The following is a 17036-nucleotide window of genomic DNA, read 5'->3' as shown; positions in this document are numbered from 1 at the left end:
GGAATTTTGTGCTAATCTAGGCAAAAATTTACGGAAATTTTATGAAAAAGACTTATTTCATTGCAGATCTTCACTTAAGCGAAACACAACCAAAACTGACCGCACTTTTCTTAGATTTTATGCACAATCTTGCTCCAACAGCGGGGGCAGTTTACATTCTCGGCGATTTATTTGATTTTTGGATCGGTGATGACGAACAATCGCCATTAATTACTCAAGTTAAAAGTGCAATTAAACATCTCACAGGACAAGGTATCGCTTGCTATTTTATCCACGGCAACCGTGATTTTCTTATTGGAAAACGCTTCGCTCAAGAAACAGGAATGACTTTACTGCCCGATTATCAAATGATTAATCTTTACGGTATGCCTACCCTACTCTGCCACGGCGATACCCTTTGTATTGATGATGTCAACTATCAACAATTCCGCCTCAAGGTTCATCAAAAATGGCGACAATGGCTTTTCCTGCATTTACCCTTAAAAGTGCGGTTAAAAATTGCGGAGAAAATTCGGGCAAAAAGCCGAAAAGACAAAGCACACAAAGCCGATGAAATTATGGATGTCAATCTGCCTTTCACCTTAGCCAAAATGCAGCAATGCAATGCCCCTCTCTTAATTCACGGGCATACCCACCGTGAAGCGATCCATCACTATGAGGGCAAAAAACGCATTGTATTAGGGGATTGGCGAACCGATTATGCCTCCATTCTCGTGGCAAAAGAAAATGGGGAAATTGACTTCCTAAAATAGCCGAATTCCGTGTGAAAATATTCAAATCATCTTTTCACACTTATAACTTTTTCATCTATCAAATAGCCTTTATTTCTTTCCAAAACCAAAACTCCTCACGTACTATCAAGCGGCAAGTGATTTTTACAACAGGAGTTTTTTATGTCTCAATCTCAATTTACTATCCACAATATTGAAACCGCACCGGAAGCCGCAAAAGAAGCCTTAAGCGCGGTCAAAAATGCCAATGGATTTATTCCAAATTTAATCGGTGTATTGGCTAATGCCCCCACCGCCTTAGAAACCTATCGCACCGTGGGAGGCATTAACGGTAGAAATAGCCTTACCGCAACAGAACGTGAGGTCGTACAAATTACCGCTGCTGTAGTAAACGGCTGTGGATTCTGTGTGGCTGGCCACACGAAAATTGCCTTAAAAGTATTAAAGTTAGAGGAAGAGCTTGTGAATCAAATCCGTGCCACCGCACGCATTGAAAGCGATGATAAACTTGATACCCTCGCCCGTTTTACCCTTGCGGTCATCTTGCAAAAAGCAAAACTCACACCGGCGCAACTTCAAGCCTTTTTTGACGCAGGCTATACACAAGAAAATGCGATTGATGTCATCCTTGGCGTGAGCCTCGCCACATTATGTAACTATGTCAATAATATTGCAGAAACCCCAATCAACCCTGAATTACAACCCTTCGCATAATTCTTTCTCTCCTTATGGCAAAGTATTATCTTTGCCATTTTTCTAGGGTATGTGGATATTTTGTCACCTTTAATCATCAATAAGTTATTAATAAGAAGGAAATATAATGAACAGCCGTGATCTTTACCCTCATGAAATTTTACAAGATGTTATTGACAAAAGTTATGCCAAATCACAAGGCCATCTTAAAACCCTCGCCATTCTCAGTTTTTTAGGTGGCGGTTACGTCAGCTTCGGTTATATGGCTTATTTAAAAGTGGTGAGCGGAATACCCTCCGAGTGGAGCGGGCTTGCCACCTTATTAGGTGCGGCTGTGTTTCCTATTTGTTTAATCTGTATCCTCATCGGCGGAGGAGAACTCGCCACCGGAAACATGATGATGATGGCATTAGGGCGACTAAGTAAACGTGTCAGTTTCAAAAAATTAGTCCAAAACTGGGGGATTGTCAGCCTTGGTAACCTTGCCGGTGCACTGTTTATGGCATTTTTCTTAGGACATTATGTGGGCTTGGCAGAAGGTATTGCCTCCGCTAAAACTATCGCCATTGCAGAAGCGAAAGTACAAATGGATTTTTCCCGCGCCTTCATTTCTGCCATTGCCTGTAACTGGATGGTATGTATGGGAATTTGGTTTTATTTTGGGGCAAAACAAACTTCAGGACGAATCCTTGCCATGTGGTTTCCTGTGATGATTTTCGTGCTTATCGGTTTACAACATTTTGTCGCCAATATGTTTATCATTCCTGCCGGAATTTTTGCCGGTGCGAATATCACTTGGGGAGAATTTTTCTTAAATATGATTCCGGTTTTTCTCGGCAATGTTACCGGTGGCGCGGCGTTTGTGGGCGCTTCTTATCTGTACGCTTACCGTCATTTATTGAAAGAAGACTATCAGATCTAAATTTCATAAAGTGCGGTTAAAATCAACCGCACTTTTGTTCCATCTATTAAAAACTCGATCCCGGTTGGGTTAAAAATTTGATTTCTTCTGCGCTACTTTTCCGCCCTAATACGGCATTACGATGAGGATAGCGTCCAAAACGATCAATAATCACCTTATGTTTTAATTCAAAATCCACACTTTCCTCGGGACCAAATTGTTCAAATAAAGGCAGTGCTTGTGCATGAATCACTTTGCTTTCACTATGCATTAACGGCATTAGCATAAAATGACGTTCACGCACAGTCATATTTTTAAATTCAGGTTGTTTCACCGCCTCTTGTGCCAAGGCAATCGCCATATTGTCTTGAGCAAATGCCAACGGGCTATCACGATGTAAATTACGCGAAAACTGGTCTAACACAATAATTTCAGCTAACCGACCATATACCGTTTCACGCCAATGGCTGAGTTCCGATTGTGTCGCTTGCTGCCATAAGTCATAAAATTGCTCACGAATTTGGCAATCAAACGCCTCACTTTTAGCAAACCAAAAGGGTTTTGTTTCCTCACTAAACCAAAAATTAAGCACTCGTTGATACGACATTTAAACCTCCTACAAAGTGTTCACCGACTCTAAAAAGAGCGTTATTCTACAGGATAATCCTTTCACATAGAATGATATAAAACAACACGCAAACGTTTTCGTTTTACTGCCTTTTCCTTTATAATGACGCGCAATTTTTATTTCTATTCAGACTCAAAGGGAATCCTTATGTTTCAAATTTTCCGTGGCTCACCTGCCCTTTCCGAATTCCGCATCAATGGTTTAATGCAAAAATTCCAACAGAACGGGCTAGACGTGCGCTCTGTCTATGCCGAGTATATCCATTTTGTGGCACTCAATACACCTCTTTCCAACGAACAAGAAACCAAGTTACAAGCATTGCTCCATTACGGGCCGACCTTGGCAGAACACGACGCAAAAGGTGAAACCTTTATTGTTATCCCACGTGTTGGCACCATTTCCTCTTGGTCGTCCAAAGCGACAGATATTGCCCACAATTGTGGCTTGAAAGAAGTGGATAGAATTGAACGGGGACTTGCCTATTACTTTGAATTTAACCAACCTTTAAATGAAAAAACACAAGAAAAATTAACCGCACTTTTGCATGATCGAATGATGGAAACCGTGGTGCGTGATGCCAAAGATGCCGAAATTTTATTCCACCACCAAGCTCCCAAACCCTTCACCACCGTAGATATTTTAGGTGGAGGTCGAAAGGCGTTAGAAATCGCCAATATTGAACTGGGACTTGCATTAGCGGAAGATGAAATTGATTATTTAGTGGAAAATTTCACTGCTCTTGGACGCAACCCGAACGACATTGAACTTTATATGTTCGCCCAAGCCAACTCCGAGCATTGTCGTCATAAAATCTTTAATGCGGACTGGGTAATTAATGGTGAAAAACAAGAAAAATCCTTGTTCAAAATGATCAAAAACACCTTCGAGAAAACCCCGGATTTCGTGCTTTCCGCCTATAAAGATAACGCTGCAGTGATGGAAGGTTCAAAAGTGGGTCGCTTCTTTGCCGATCAAGACGGGCAATATCGTTACCACAATGAAGATGCACATATTTTGATGAAAGTGGAAACCCACAATCACCCAACGGCGATCTCGCCTTTCCCCGGTGCGGCAACCGGTTCCGGTGGCGAAATTCGTGATGAAGGTGCAACCGGTCGTGGAGCAAAACCGAAAGCAGGTTTAACCGGCTTTTCCGTATCAAATCTGGTTATCCCAAACTTTGAACAACCTTGGGAAAACCCGCTTTCTAAGCCTAACCGTATTGCTTCCGCCCTCGATATTATGATTGAAGGCCCGTTAGGCGGTGCGGCATTTAACAATGAATTTGGTCGCCCTGCATTACTCGGCTATTTCCGCACTTATGAAGAAAAAGTGAACAGTTTTAACGGCGAGGAAGTCCGTGGTTATCACAAACCGATTATGCTGGCAGGCGGTATCGGTAATATTCGTGCTGAACATGTGCAAAAAGGCGAAATTCCTGTTGGGGCAAAACTTATTGTATTAGGCGGCCCCGCGATGAATATCGGTTTAGGTGGCGGTGCGGCGTCTTCCATGGACAGCGGTAAATCAAAAGAAGATTTAGATTTTGCCTCCGTTCAACGGGAAAATCCAGAAATGGAACGCCGTTGCCAAGAAGTCATCGACCGTTGCTGGCAACTCGGTGAAGATAACCCGATTTTATTTATTCACGATGTAGGCGCAGGTGGTTTATCTAATGCCATGCCTGAATTGGTGCATGATGGCGAGCGTGGCGGTAAATTTGATTTACGCGCCATCCTCTGTGATGAAAAAGGCATGTCGCCCCTTGAGATTTGGTGTAACGAATCACAGGAACGCTATGTTTTAGCCATCGCCCCAGAAAAATTGGATTTATTTACCGCACTTTGCGAACGCGAACGTGCGCCATTTGCGGTAATTGGTGAAGCTACGGAAGAAAAACATTTAACCTTGCACGACAGCCATTTCGATAATAATCCGATTGATTTACCAATGAACGTGCTGCTCGGTAAAACGCCAAAAATGACCCGCAATGTGCAATCAAGTGCGGTCGAAAATCCACCTGTTTCACAAGACAATATTGTGCTGAAAGAAGCCCTCCATCGTGTATTACGTTTACCGGTGGTGGCAGAAAAAACCTTCCTCATTACCATTGGCGACCGCTCTGTCACCGGTATGGTGGCACGGGATCAAATGGTCGGGCCATGGCAAATTCCGGTTTCCGATGTGGCGGTCACCACCGCAAGTCTTGATAGCTATCATGGTGAAGCCATGTCAATGGGCGAACGAGCGCCTGTGGCATTACTTGATTTTGGTGCCTCTGCTCGTTTGGCCGTAGCGGAATCTATCACCAACATTGCGGCAACCAATATCGGCGATATCAAACGTATCAAACTTTCCGCCAACTGGATGTCAGCAGCCGGCCATGGTGGTGAAGATGCCGGACTTTATGAAGCGGTGAAAGCCGTCGGTGAAGAACTTTGCCCTGCTCTTGGCATCACCATTCCGGTAGGCAAAGATTCCATGTCAATGAAAACGACTTGGGAAGAAAACGGCGAGAAAAAAACCGTCACTGCTCCACTTTCTTTAGTGATCAGTGCCTTTGCCCGCGTGGAGGATGTGCGTAAAACCGTCACCCCACAACTGCGCACCGATAAAGGGGCATCCCGCCTCTTGCTGATCGATTTAGGCGAAGGCAAAAATCGTCTTGGTGCAACCGCCCTTGCCCAAGTTTATAAGCAATTAGGCGATAAACCGGCGGATGTGGAAAATGCGAATACATTAAAACAATTTTTTGATGCCATGCAAGCCTTGGTGGCAGAGCATAAATTATTGGCTTACCACGACCGTTCCGACGGTGGGTTAATCGTCACGCTTGCGGAAATGGCCTTTGCCGGAAACTGTGGTATCGAAGTAGATATCTCCGCCTTAGGCGATAATGATCTCGCAGTGCTCTTTAACGAAGAACTGGGGGCGGTCATTCAAGTGGCGGAAAGCGAATTAACCGCTGTACGTGAAATCTTGAATGCGCATAATTTATTACCGCTTACCCACGAACTCGGTGCGGTGACCACAGATGATCATCTCGAAATCGCACGTGGCAATAAAAAACTACTCAGTGAAAAACGTTCTGAATTGCGTGGTATCTGGGCAGAATTAACCCATCAAATGCAACGTTTACGGGATAACCCGGAATGTGCCGATCAAGAATTTGAGGTGAAAAAAGATCCTGAGAACAAAGGATTATCTGCGAGCTTAACCTATGATCCGAATGAAGATATTGCCGCACCTTATATTGCGAAAGGCGCAAAACCGAAAGTGGCCGTGTTGCGTGAACAAGGCGTAAACAGCCATGTGGAAATGGCGGCGGCATTTGACCGTGCCGGATTTGCTGCGATTGATGTTCATATGAGCGACTTAATGGCAGGTCGTTACCATTTAAATGATTTTAATGCGATGGTCGCGTGCGGCGGTTTCTCTTACGGTGACGTTCTCGGTGCCGGCGGTGGTTGGGCAAAATCGATTTTGTTTAACCCACAATTACGGGATCAATTCAGCCAATTCTTTGCCAATGAAAATACCCTTTCTTTAGGCGTATGTAACGGTTGTCAGTTTATCTCTAATCTTGCGGAAATCATTCCGGGTGCGGAAAACTGGCCTCGCTTTGTGCGAAATAAATCGGAACGTTTTGAAGCCCGTGTTGGTTTAGTGAAAATCAACGATACCCACTCTTTATGGTTCCAAGGTATGGCGGGTTCCCATATGCCGATTGCTGTTTCCCATGGAGAAGGGCGTGTGGAATTCAAAACACCGGAAAATTTAACCGCACTTCAAGCGCAAAATTTAATTGTTGCACAATATATTGATAACAATTTGAATGTGACAGAAACCTATCCGGCCAATCCAAACGGATCAGTGTTAGGTATCACCGCTATTTCAAACGTGGACGGTCGTATTGCAGCCATGATGCCGCACCCTGAACGAGTATTCCGTACCGTAAGTAACTCATGGTATCCGGAAGATTGGAGCGAGGATGGCGCTTGGATGAGGCTCTTCAGAAATGCGAGAGTTGCGTTTAAATAAAGGAATCTTAACGGAAAGTAAGGACACACTATGTGTGTCCGCTTATAGCATATTGAAATAATTTGATTTTATAACGGATACTGGCAATGTGTCCTACTAAATATACAAGTTTCTACGATATCTCCCTAAATTTCTTAATAGGTTCAAACTAAAAGTGCGGTTGATTTCAACCGCACTTTTTTCATCTTAATATAAAACCCTTGCGCGGATTGTACCATCAATTTCACGCAATTTAGTCAATAATGGCGCAGTATCCTCTGTTTCTACATCCACTACCACATAACCAATTTTCGGATCGGTTTGTAAATATTGTGCAGCGATATTGATATTGGCTTCCACAAAAATTTGGTTAATCTTATTCAATACGCCCGGACGATTTTCGTGAATATGCAATAAACGTTTAGTGCCAGCGTGTTCCGGTAAGGAGACTTCCGGAAAATTCACCGAGGATAATGTTGAACCATTATCGGAATATTTCACAAATTTCCCCGCCACTTCAAAACCAATATTTTCCTGTGCCTCTGCCGTTGATCCGCCAATATGCGGCGTTAAAATCACATTATCAAATTCACGTAATGGCGAGACAAATTCTTCATTAATTGACGCTGGCTCAACAGGGAACACATCAATCGCCGCACCATGAATTTTTCCCTCTTTTAACGCTTTAGCAAGGGCATCAATGTCCACTACCGAACCACGTGCCGCATTAATTAAAATAGATCCTTGTTTAAGTTGTGCGATACGTTCGGCGCTCATTAAATTTTTGGTTGAAGCTAATTCCGGCACATGTAACGAAATGACATCACAAGATCCAAGCAATTCTTCTAAACTACGCACTTGTTTAGCATTACCTAACGGCAATTTATTTTCAATATCGTAGAAATATACATCCATCCCCAAGGACTCTGCAATAATACTTAATTGAGAACCGATATGGCCATAACCGACAATACCTAATTTTTTACCACGTACTTCATGTGAACCTGTGGCGGATTTATTCCATACCCCACGGTGCACTTCCGCATTAGCTTGTGGCACATTACGCATCAAGAGCAGAATTTCACCCAACACTAATTCTGCAACCGAACGGGTATTTGAAAATGGCGCGTTAAATACCGGAATTCCCCATGCTTTCGCCGCATTAAGATCAACCTGATTAGTACCAATACAAAAACAACCGACCGCAATCAGTTTTGGTGCGGCATCAATCATTTCTTCGGTTAAATGCGTACGTGAACGCAAACCAATAAAATGCGCATCTTTAATCGCCGCTTTTAACTCATCACCATCAAGGGCTTTTTTGTAATAATCAATATTTGTGTAGCCTGCGGCATGCAGAGTATCCAACGCACTTTGGTGCACGCCTTCCAGCAATACAAATTTGATTTTTGATTTGTCGAGTGACACTTTATTTGTCATGTTTGCCTTCCTTATATTTATTTCTATAAATTATTCAATAATTTTTGCACCTTCAGGCGTACCAACAATCACGATATCCGCACCACGTAACGCAAAAATACCGTTTGTTACTACACCGGCAACATTATTGAGTTCTTTTTCCATTTCCACCGGATTTAGAATAGCAAAATTATGCACATCTAAAATCACATTGCCGTTATCCGTCACCACGCCTTCACGGTATTCCGGCGCACCACCAAGTGCGGCTAATTTTCTGCCCACTTGTGAGCGAGCCATGGGAATGACCTCCACCGGCAATGGGAAAGTAGAACCCAACACATCCACTTGTTTACTGGAATCCACAATACAAATAAATTTTTTCGCCAACGCCGCTACGATTTTTTCTCTCGTCAAGGCTGCACCGCCACCTTTAATCATCATTTTTTGCGGATTAATTTCATCTGCACCATCCACATAAATATCTAAACCTGACACCTCATTTGCACTGAACACCTCAATACCTTGTTTGCGCAATAGCTCTTCAGAAGCTTTCGAGGCCGCTACTGCACCTTTAATTTTATGTTTCACCGCCCCTAAGGCTTCAATAAAACAGTTCACCGTAGAACCGCTGCCCACACCCACAATGGTATCCGCTTTCACATACTGCAAGGCCGCTTGAGCCGCCAATTTTTTCATTTCTAATTGATCCATTTCTTTTCCTATTTTCAAGAAGTAAACGATTGCGTTACTTTAATACGCACAAATCAAATAAACAAGTGCAAATTTTGATGACTTATCATGAAAAAATAGCATGAATTAATCCCCGGCTAAAAACAAGGTTAACAATTCATTAAGAAATAATTTTCCCTGTTCGGTGATTTGCCATGTGGTTTCGGTTTCCACGATATAATTCTTTTGCAAAGCAATTTCAATCTGACTTCTGACCCCACTTTGTGCCAACCCTGTATAAGCCTCAAATTCCTCTTTCGGTACCGCTTCCAATAAACGAAAACGATTCATAAAAAATTCAAAAGGGCGGTCAATTTCAGGGACGTTTTTTTCCTCATAAAGATAGTCTCCTCTCAAGTAGCCTTTCGGGTGCTTGGTTTTTGAAAAACGCAGAATCTCCCCATCGGGAAAAGTGAGTTTTCCGTGCGCCCCACAGCCAATCGCCAAATAGTCGCCAAAGCGCCAATAATTCAAATTGTGTCGGCATTGAAATCCCGGTTTAGCATAAGCGGAAGTTTCATACTGTTGATAACCTGCCGCAGTAAGAAGTTGATGGCCTTGCTCAAAAATCGCCCACAGATTGTCTTCATCCGGTAATTGTGGCGGGCGGTAAGCAAACATCGTATTGGGTTCAATCGTGAGTTGATACCAAGAAAGATGAGGAGGTGAGAGCTCAATGGCTTGCCGTAAATCATCCAAGGCTTCGGCAAGGGTTTGATTCGGCAAGCCGTGCATTAAATCCAAGTTGAAACTTTTGAGACCGGAAACTTTCGCTAAATTGACCGCACTTTTTGCCTCTGCCCCATTATGGATTCGCCCGAGACGCTGAAGTTTATCATCATTAAAACTTTGAATCCCCATAGAAATACGGGTAACGCCAGCCGCTACATACCCCTTAAACCGCTCGGCTTCTACCGTACCGGGATTGGCTTCCAAGGTAATTTCGATATTGTCTTGAAAAGGAATAGATTTTTTTATTTCACTTAACAAATAAGCAATACTCTCCGCCGAAAACAAACTCGGCGTGCCGCCACCGATAAAAATTGAATGTAGTTTTCGATCTTGAATACTTGCCTGAAAACGCACCAAATCCGCTTTCAAATCTTGTAACAAATGATGAATATAATCTTTTTCGGGAATCTCACCTTTTTGTGCGTGAGAATTAAAATCGCAGTAAGGACATTTTTGCACACACCAAGGAATATGGATATAAAGAGAAAGTGGAGGAAGTTTGAGCATGATAATTAACACATTAGGAAAAACTTTCGCTATTCTACGCGATTAAAGGGGATATAGGAAAAGAGGCGTTGTGCCTAAGTATCAAAATATCCATAAAACAACTAGCACTAGAACAATAAAAATCTCACTAAAATCTCATTTTGTGAATGAGATCACACAAATTTGCAAAATAAATGTCTTTATTTTGTAACACAGGTGTTAGATTAATATTGTATAAAAAGCAACCTGAGGTAATAGCATGAGAATACTTAATTCTGAGCAATTACATTCCCAAATATCTAGCTCTCATCGTCTAATAAATCTGACATCATCTTTACGACACTGTTTAGATACATCAACAGTATTTGGAAATAACTTTGACTTTATTAGTCAAGAGTACTTTTTCAATGAAATTTTAGGTAGATTAATAGAAACTCTGTCAATGGATAGTTCTAGAAGACAAAATGTTATTCTTAAAAACATAAGGATTAAGTATGGCAATTACAATCATAGCAAGGAAGATTATATATATGAAACACTATGTGACAACTACTTTTTTAAAAATACAAAAAAATATATATCAAAAGAAGAAATAAAAAATATTTCTAAAAAAGCTATTAAAGAGCAAGGAGTAATCTATTTAGTAATGCCAATTTTATCTAGAAAACCATTATCTCCGGTAAAAAATAAAGGTAACTGCCCTGATTTAGGTGAAATATATACATTACTAAAGTGCTTTAATCTCGCTAAAATGCTTTCTAAGATATCTGGTGAACAATGTTGTTTTCTTTACTAGCTGATGGGTACAAATATAATAGAGCTTGTAAAACACCAAACTTTATTGTGGAGAGATACCAAAAAACATTAAAGTATTGGATATCATTGCTTAGCTTATCTAATCATGTTTCATTAATTGACTATGAACAATGGCTTAAAGATAACAATAATGAAAAGTGGGTAATAGATAGAGAAAACAAATTCCTAGAAATCTATCATACTCTATCCTATCAATTTGATAAATATTTTAATAGCAATAATATCAATAATTTAAAAAGCTGCTTACTTAATGAGATAGGGTATCAACTAGCATACACATTTTCATCAATACTTACCTCTGTCAATTACAACTCTTTATTTTCGAATAATTATGACTCTATCTACAAAGAAAAATATTTACAAAATTTCTATATTTCTTATCTGTCATCTTTAAACTTAGATCTTAGTGATATTAAGTATAGCTACTTATTTTCAAGAAGATTGATAGGAGAATACAATTCTAAATCTATAGATATTGTAAAAGCAATGAGAGAGGAAGCCTGGGAAGCAGCGAAGAGGTATGTATCAATATCCTTAACGGATAGGTATCTAAATACGATATTTAGTATAATTCCAAATTGCTTAAAGCTAACCATACATGGAAAAAAGGGAGAGATAAACTTTATATCTACCACTCAACAAGATTTATCTATCACTGCTCAGCATTCTGTTGCAGGTTTAGATTTGACAAATAACTCGATTCATTTTAAATATAGGATAGAACGAGAGTATAACAAAGAAAAAAGAATATTTATAGAGGAAAATAGTTCTATATCATTTAATCCCCTAAATGATATAGCAAAATCTTATCAACCTATATTTTATTCCAGATAAATAAAGGAGAAAAAAATGAACTCAAAAAACCACGGAGTTTTTGTTAGCGAGACTGAATTATATGAAGACATCATCAAAAACTTTGATAAGGAATGTTTACCACTAGAGTGCAATTCCATATTTATGGATGAGGAAGATCTAAAATTATTAGTATGTAATTTAAAAAACAAAATCACTACAGAATCAAAACAAATTGTAAAAAAAGCAATAGGAACGATAGAAGGGCATTTAAACTCTGCTATGTATTCTAATTTAAATGAGAAAGAATGGAAGGACTCAGCTGTTATATGTGAATTATTTAGAAATTATTTTATATCCAAAAACTCATCAACATTGAATACAATAGAATTACAAATAAAAATATTTAACGCCATAAGAAATAAAAATTTGAAATTCTATATAGCTTGGGGACATGCCAAAAGATCTTGTGGAGGACTAAAAACTGATAGCTATTATTCTGATTTCTCAGAAATATATTCTATATCTATGTTATCAACATTAATGAATGCTATAGGTTATATATTAAATAAGAAAGTAGAACTGACGGTGTATTCTGGTTCAGATAGATTTTACCCAGCCCTTTTCACAAACAAAAAGTATAGTGATGAATATGACAGTCAGAGAAATTTCATCTCTGCTATTCTAGAGCCAGAATACGCAGCAATCAATTTCAAAAAATATCCACAATCAGAAGATAAAAGATCTCATTTTGAGCAAAACCAAGTAGGAATGGAGGATATCGAAAGTCACTATAATACTATATTATTAAATATAGACTGGAAGAATATATTAGAAAATAACATTTCACCTCATAAAATAAAAATACCTAAATCATTTTCAACAATCAAGCTCAATGTTGAAGAAATTATAATATTAGCCATAACCAGTATTTTAAATGAAAAAAATCAATCTATTTGGATAGAAAAATTAGGAAATATAACAATATTCAATGAAATCATTGACTTTTTTCATAACGTTTGCTTAATTTCTACTAAGAAGTATTTATCTATACATTTACAAAAAATAAAGAAGATATCATACCTTCAGATAGCATAAGACTAACAGTTCATAAAAAGTATAATATGGATACCATACCGGCAATTTATCTATTAGGATATAAAGCGCGAAATAAACTATCACAACACACATCTTGTATTATTGAAAATAAGACTTTGGGATTTAATTCGAGATTTTCTATTCTAAAAAATAAAAAAGTTCATTGTGTTTATGTGGCGTCTAAACATTTACCTTGGTTTCAATTTCCTATACAACCTATTTTTTATACAGATTGTGATATAAAGGAATCTATAGATACCATTCTTAGGCATAAATTTTTTGAATAAGACAAGGAGACAAAAATGAAATCCTCTCTTAATCTCCTTTCACTTTTTTTCGGTCAAGCGTTGAGTGGTAGTGTGATTTCTTTACTCACACTCAGCTCCACTTTGGTGGGTAACGCTTTGTCACCTCAAGATTTTTTAGTGTCTTTGCCGATTACGATGACTATTTTAGGTTCGGCAATCACCGTCTATTTCGCGTCTTTTTTAATGGCAAAATATGGCAGAAGAACGGCATTTATTGTGAGCGGATTCATCGGTATTGTCGGGGCATTATTGGCGATTTACGCCATTTATAACGCACAATTTTATCTATTTAGCCTTGCCACTTTTATTTTGGGGGGAGCAACGGTGTTCAACCAATATTATCGTTTCGCCGCGGCGGAAGTGTTCAATGATGAAGTGAACAAAAAACGGGCAACTTCGTTGATTATCAGTGCAGGCATTGTCGGTGGCGTATTAGGTCCATTTTTAGCAGCGAAAGGCGCAAATTTATTAGCGGTAAAATATGCGGGGATTTTCTGGTTGTGTTTGGCTGTCTTTTTACTTTTAATTATCAGCCAACTTTTCCTTTCAATCAAAAATACACAAACCGTATACGCTCAAAATCAGCCTGTACCGAAAGATATTTTCTTACAGAAAGAATTTAAAATCGGTACGGCGTGCTGTGCTTTAAGTTTTGCGACGATGGTGCTATTGATGAACGCCACTCCTTTGGCAATGCATCATCAGCATTTTCAGCTTGAACAAATCAGTCCGGTGCTGCAATGGCATTTTGTAGCAATGTATAGTCCAGCGTTGTTGCTACCTTTTGTGCTGAAAAAAGTCGCGAACCAATACATTATTGGTTTAGGTTGCTTGTTGTTTATTATTGGCGGTTTATGCAGTTTGTTTTCCCAACAACATTGGGCATATTTAGCCTCATTGATGTTCATTGGCGCAGGTTGGGGCTTGATGTTTAGCGGTGGCACGTTTTTGCTTAATCAGCTATCGCCACAATATAAGCATAAATTACAAGGCACAAGTTCTCTTATCACTTATCTTGCCAATCTGACCGCCTCTTTTTCCGTGGGATTATTAATGGCAACTACCCACGGCTGGAAAATGGCGAATTTAAGTGCGGTCATTTTTATGAGTATTTTTAGCTTATGGCTCTTTCATCAATTTAAAAGAGTGAAAACTAAACCCTAACTTGAAGAAAAGTGCAGTCACTTCTTTTGAGTTTTAATACATACAAAAAGGGCTTGTTTTCACAAGCCCTAAAAAAATTTTCGATTAATTGACCGCTCTTGTGGTTTTCGTGACGGTTTTACGGCGTGGTGTTTTAGGCTTAGCCTCCACTTTAACAAACTCTATGCCTTCCGGTGGATTTTCCAATGCGAAGCCAAGCACCTCATCAATAGTTTCTACCGCATGAATAGCAAGACTTTGTTTCACATTATCCGGAATGTCTTCCAAATCTTTTACATTCTCTTTTGGAATCAATACGGTTTTAATACCGCCACGGTGTGCCGCTAAGAGTTTTTCTTTTAAGCCGCCAATTGGCAATACTTTACCACGTAAACTGATTTCCCCTGTCATCGCCACATCCGCACGCACCGGATTGCCCGTTAAACAAGACACAAGCGCCGTACACATTGCAATACCCGCACTTGGACCGTCTTTTGGTGTGGCACCGTCCGGCACGTGAATATGAATATCACGTTTCTCGTGGAACTCAGGATTAATGCCCAGTTTATCGGCACGTGAACGTACGACCGTCATAGCCGCTTGGATAGATTCTTTCATCACATCACCAAGGGAGCCGGTAAAAGTTAATTTACCTTTACCCACCACAGACGCAGTTTCAATGGTGAGCAAATCACCACCTACTTCCGTCCATGCCAAACCGGTCACTTCACCTATACGATTTTGCGTATCCGCTTTACCAAACTCAAAACGTTTCACACCAAGATAATCGTGAAGATTCTCACTATTCACCGTGATCGATTTTAGCTTAGGATTCACCAATAAATTTTTCACCGCTTTACGGCAAATTTTGGAAATTTCACGTTCTAAATTGCGCACACCGGCTTCTCGGGTGTAATAGCGGATAATATCCAAAATGGCACTTTCTTCCACCACTAATTCCCCTTTCTTCAAGCCATTACGCTCAATTTGTTTTTGTAACAAATGGCGCATCGCAATATTGAGTTTTTCATCTTCCGTATAACCGGAAAGGCGAATCACTTCCATACGATCGAGTAATGGCCCTGGAATATGCATAGAATTTGAGGTTGCCACAAACATCACATCGGAGAGATCATAATCCACTTCTAAATAATGATCGTTAAAGGTGGTGTTTTGTTCCGGATCAAGCACTTCTAATAAAGCAGAAGCCGGATCACCACGCATATCCGATGCCATTTTATCGATTTCATCAAGCAAGAATAACGGGTTTTTTACCCCCACTTTTGCCATTTTTTGAATAAGTTTGCCCGGTAATGCACCGATGTAGGTTTTGCGATGACCTCGAATTTCCGCTTCATCACGCACACCACCCAGCGCCATACGCACATATTTACGCCCGGTTGCATTAGCAATGGATTGACCAAGAGAAGTCTTACCCACCCCAGGTGGTCCAACCAAACAAAGGATCGGTCCTTTAATTTTATTGAGGCGTGCCTGCACCGCAAGATATTCTAAAATACGTTCTTTTACACGCTCCAAGCCATAGTGGTCGGCATCTAACACTTGTTGTGCTTTGGCGATATCTTTTTTCACTTTCGTGCGTTTATGCCATGGTACTTGGATCATCCATTCAATATAGCTACGAACCACCGTCGCTTCTGCTGACATTGCCGACATCATTTTGAGCTTTTGCAGTTCACTTTCCACTTTATCACGTACTTCTGCCGGCATACCTGCCGCTTCCACTTTTTGACGAAGTTGCTCCACTTCATCAATGGTATCTTCGTTTTCGCCATCGTCCATTTCTTTGCGAATCGCTTTAATTTGCTCGCTCAAATAATAGTTACGCTGGCTCTTTTCCATTTGTTTTTTCACTCGGCTACGAATGCGTTTTTCCACTTGCAGAATATCCGCTTCCGATTCCATCATACCAAGTAAATATTCTAAACGAGCTTGAATATCGGCAAGTTCCAATACGCTTTGTTTATGGCGAACACTCACCGGTAAATGTGCCGCCATGGTATCCGCAAGGCGATCTGTGTCATCAATACGTTGTAAAGCGCCTAACACATCTGCCGGCACTTTTTTATTTAAGGTCAGGTAATTTTCAAATTCGGACAATACCGCATTTTTGACAATATCTAATTCTTTTTCATCACCACGGACAGTATCAATCGGGGTGACCTCTGCCGAGAAAAATTGTTCCCCTTCTTCGAGATGATTGATTTTTGCACGTTGTTGTCCTTCTACAAGGACTTTCACCGTGCCGTCAGGCAATTTTAGTAGTTGAATAATATTGGCAATGGTGCCCACATCAAACACATCGTCAATAGTCGGTTCTTCTAAGTCCGCTTGTTTTTGTGAAACCAAAAGAAGCTGTTTATTTTCATTCATTGCTTCTTCAAGGGCATTAATGGATTTTGCCCGCCCCACAAAAAGTGGCATCACCATATAAGGGAAAACCACGACATCACGTAGCGGTAGTACGGGCATCGTACGTTGTATTCTTTTGGCGTTCATATCTTCTCTCTAATTCTATT

13 protein-coding genes are annotated in these 17036 nt (G+C 40.2%); 8 read left to right on the top strand and 5 right to left on the bottom strand.

The features are described from left to right. The first annotated feature begins 41 nt into the window (after positions 1–41). From lpxH to E4T92_RS10180, 3 genes are all read left to right on the top strand, one after another. Positions 42–752: a UDP-2,3-diacylglucosamine diphosphatase gene (gene lpxH, locus E4T92_RS10190; RefSeq protein WP_135094666.1), complete on the top strand. Its 711-nt coding sequence runs from the start codon at positions 42–44 to the stop codon at positions 750–752. Between the two features lie 141 nt (positions 753–893). After that, positions 894–1445: a carboxymuconolactone decarboxylase family protein gene (locus E4T92_RS10185; RefSeq protein ID WP_135094664.1), complete on the top strand. Its 552-nt coding sequence runs from the start codon at positions 894–896 to the stop codon at positions 1443–1445. Between the two features lie 106 nt (positions 1446–1551). Beyond that, positions 1552–2346, top strand: coding sequence for a formate/nitrite transporter family protein (locus E4T92_RS10180; protein ID WP_077493069.1), 795 nt, complete (start codon positions 1552–1554; stop codon positions 2344–2346). 46 nt (positions 2347–2392) lie between these two features. Here E4T92_RS10180 and E4T92_RS10175 read toward each other — a convergent pair whose 3' ends face one another. After that, positions 2393–2932 (bottom strand): DUF924 family protein, encoded by a 540-nt coding sequence (locus E4T92_RS10175; protein WP_135094662.1) that lies wholly within the window; start codon positions 2930–2932, stop codon positions 2393–2395. A 168-nt stretch (positions 2933–3100) separates the two neighbouring features. On the opposite strand from E4T92_RS10175, the gene purL reads away from it, so the two are divergent. Beyond that, a complete protein-coding gene (purL, locus tag E4T92_RS10170) occupies positions 3101–6994 on the top strand; it encodes a phosphoribosylformylglycinamidine synthase (RefSeq protein ID WP_135094660.1) in 3894 nt (1297 codons plus the stop codon). 186 nt (positions 6995–7180) lie between these two features. On the opposite strand, the gene serA is transcribed toward purL, so the two are convergent. The 3 genes from serA to hemW all read right to left on the bottom strand — a co-directional run bounded on the left by serA (position 7181) and on the right by hemW (position 10360). After that, a complete protein-coding gene (gene serA / locus E4T92_RS10165; RefSeq protein ID WP_135094658.1) occupies positions 7181–8413 on the bottom strand; it encodes a phosphoglycerate dehydrogenase in 1233 nt (410 codons plus the stop codon). A 30-nt stretch (positions 8414–8443) separates the two neighbouring features. Then, on the bottom strand, positions 8444–9103 hold the full coding sequence (gene rpiA / locus E4T92_RS10160; RefSeq protein WP_135094656.1) for a ribose-5-phosphate isomerase RpiA: 660 nt from the start codon (positions 9101–9103) through the stop codon (positions 8444–8446). A 105-nt stretch (positions 9104–9208) separates the two neighbouring features. Beyond that, positions 9209–10360 (bottom strand): radical SAM family heme chaperone HemW, encoded by a 1152-nt coding sequence (gene hemW, locus E4T92_RS10155; protein ID WP_077542362.1) that lies wholly within the window; start codon positions 10358–10360, stop codon positions 9209–9211. Between the two features lie 238 nt (positions 10361–10598). Here hemW and E4T92_RS10150 point away from each other — a divergent pair, with 238 nt between their 5' ends. The 4 genes from E4T92_RS10150 to E4T92_RS10135 all read left to right on the top strand — a co-directional run bounded on the left by E4T92_RS10150 (position 10599) and on the right by E4T92_RS10135 (position 14517). After that, a complete protein-coding gene (locus tag E4T92_RS10150; RefSeq protein ID WP_077542361.1) occupies positions 10599–11135 on the top strand; it encodes a hypothetical protein in 537 nt (178 codons plus the stop codon). After that, positions 11117–11989 (top strand): hypothetical protein, encoded by an 873-nt coding sequence (locus E4T92_RS10145; protein WP_135094654.1) that lies wholly within the window; start codon positions 11117–11119, stop codon positions 11987–11989. Before E4T92_RS10150 ends, E4T92_RS10145 begins: the two co-directional genes overlap by 19 nt. A gap of 15 nt (positions 11990–12004) precedes the next feature. After that, a complete protein-coding gene (locus E4T92_RS10140; RefSeq protein ID WP_135094652.1) occupies positions 12005–13045 on the top strand; it encodes a hypothetical protein in 1041 nt (346 codons plus the stop codon). A gap of 302 nt (positions 13046–13347) precedes the next feature. Further along, positions 13348–14517 (top strand): MFS transporter, encoded by a 1170-nt coding sequence (locus E4T92_RS10135; protein ID WP_135094650.1) that lies wholly within the window; start codon positions 13348–13350, stop codon positions 14515–14517. An 84-nt stretch (positions 14518–14601) separates the two neighbouring features. Here the strand turns inward: E4T92_RS10135 and lon are convergent, their stop codons facing one another. Then, positions 14602–17016: an endopeptidase La gene (gene lon / locus E4T92_RS10130; RefSeq protein WP_135094648.1), complete on the bottom strand. Its 2415-nt coding sequence runs from the start codon at positions 17014–17016 to the stop codon at positions 14602–14604. Between the last annotated feature and the right edge of the window lie 20 nt (positions 17017–17036).

Source organism: Pasteurella sp. WM03 (genome assembly GCF_004570945.1).
Taxonomy (GTDB): Bacteria; Pseudomonadota; Gammaproteobacteria; order Enterobacterales; family Pasteurellaceae; genus Rodentibacter.
This window is presented reverse-complemented; position numbering and strand designations above follow the sequence as displayed.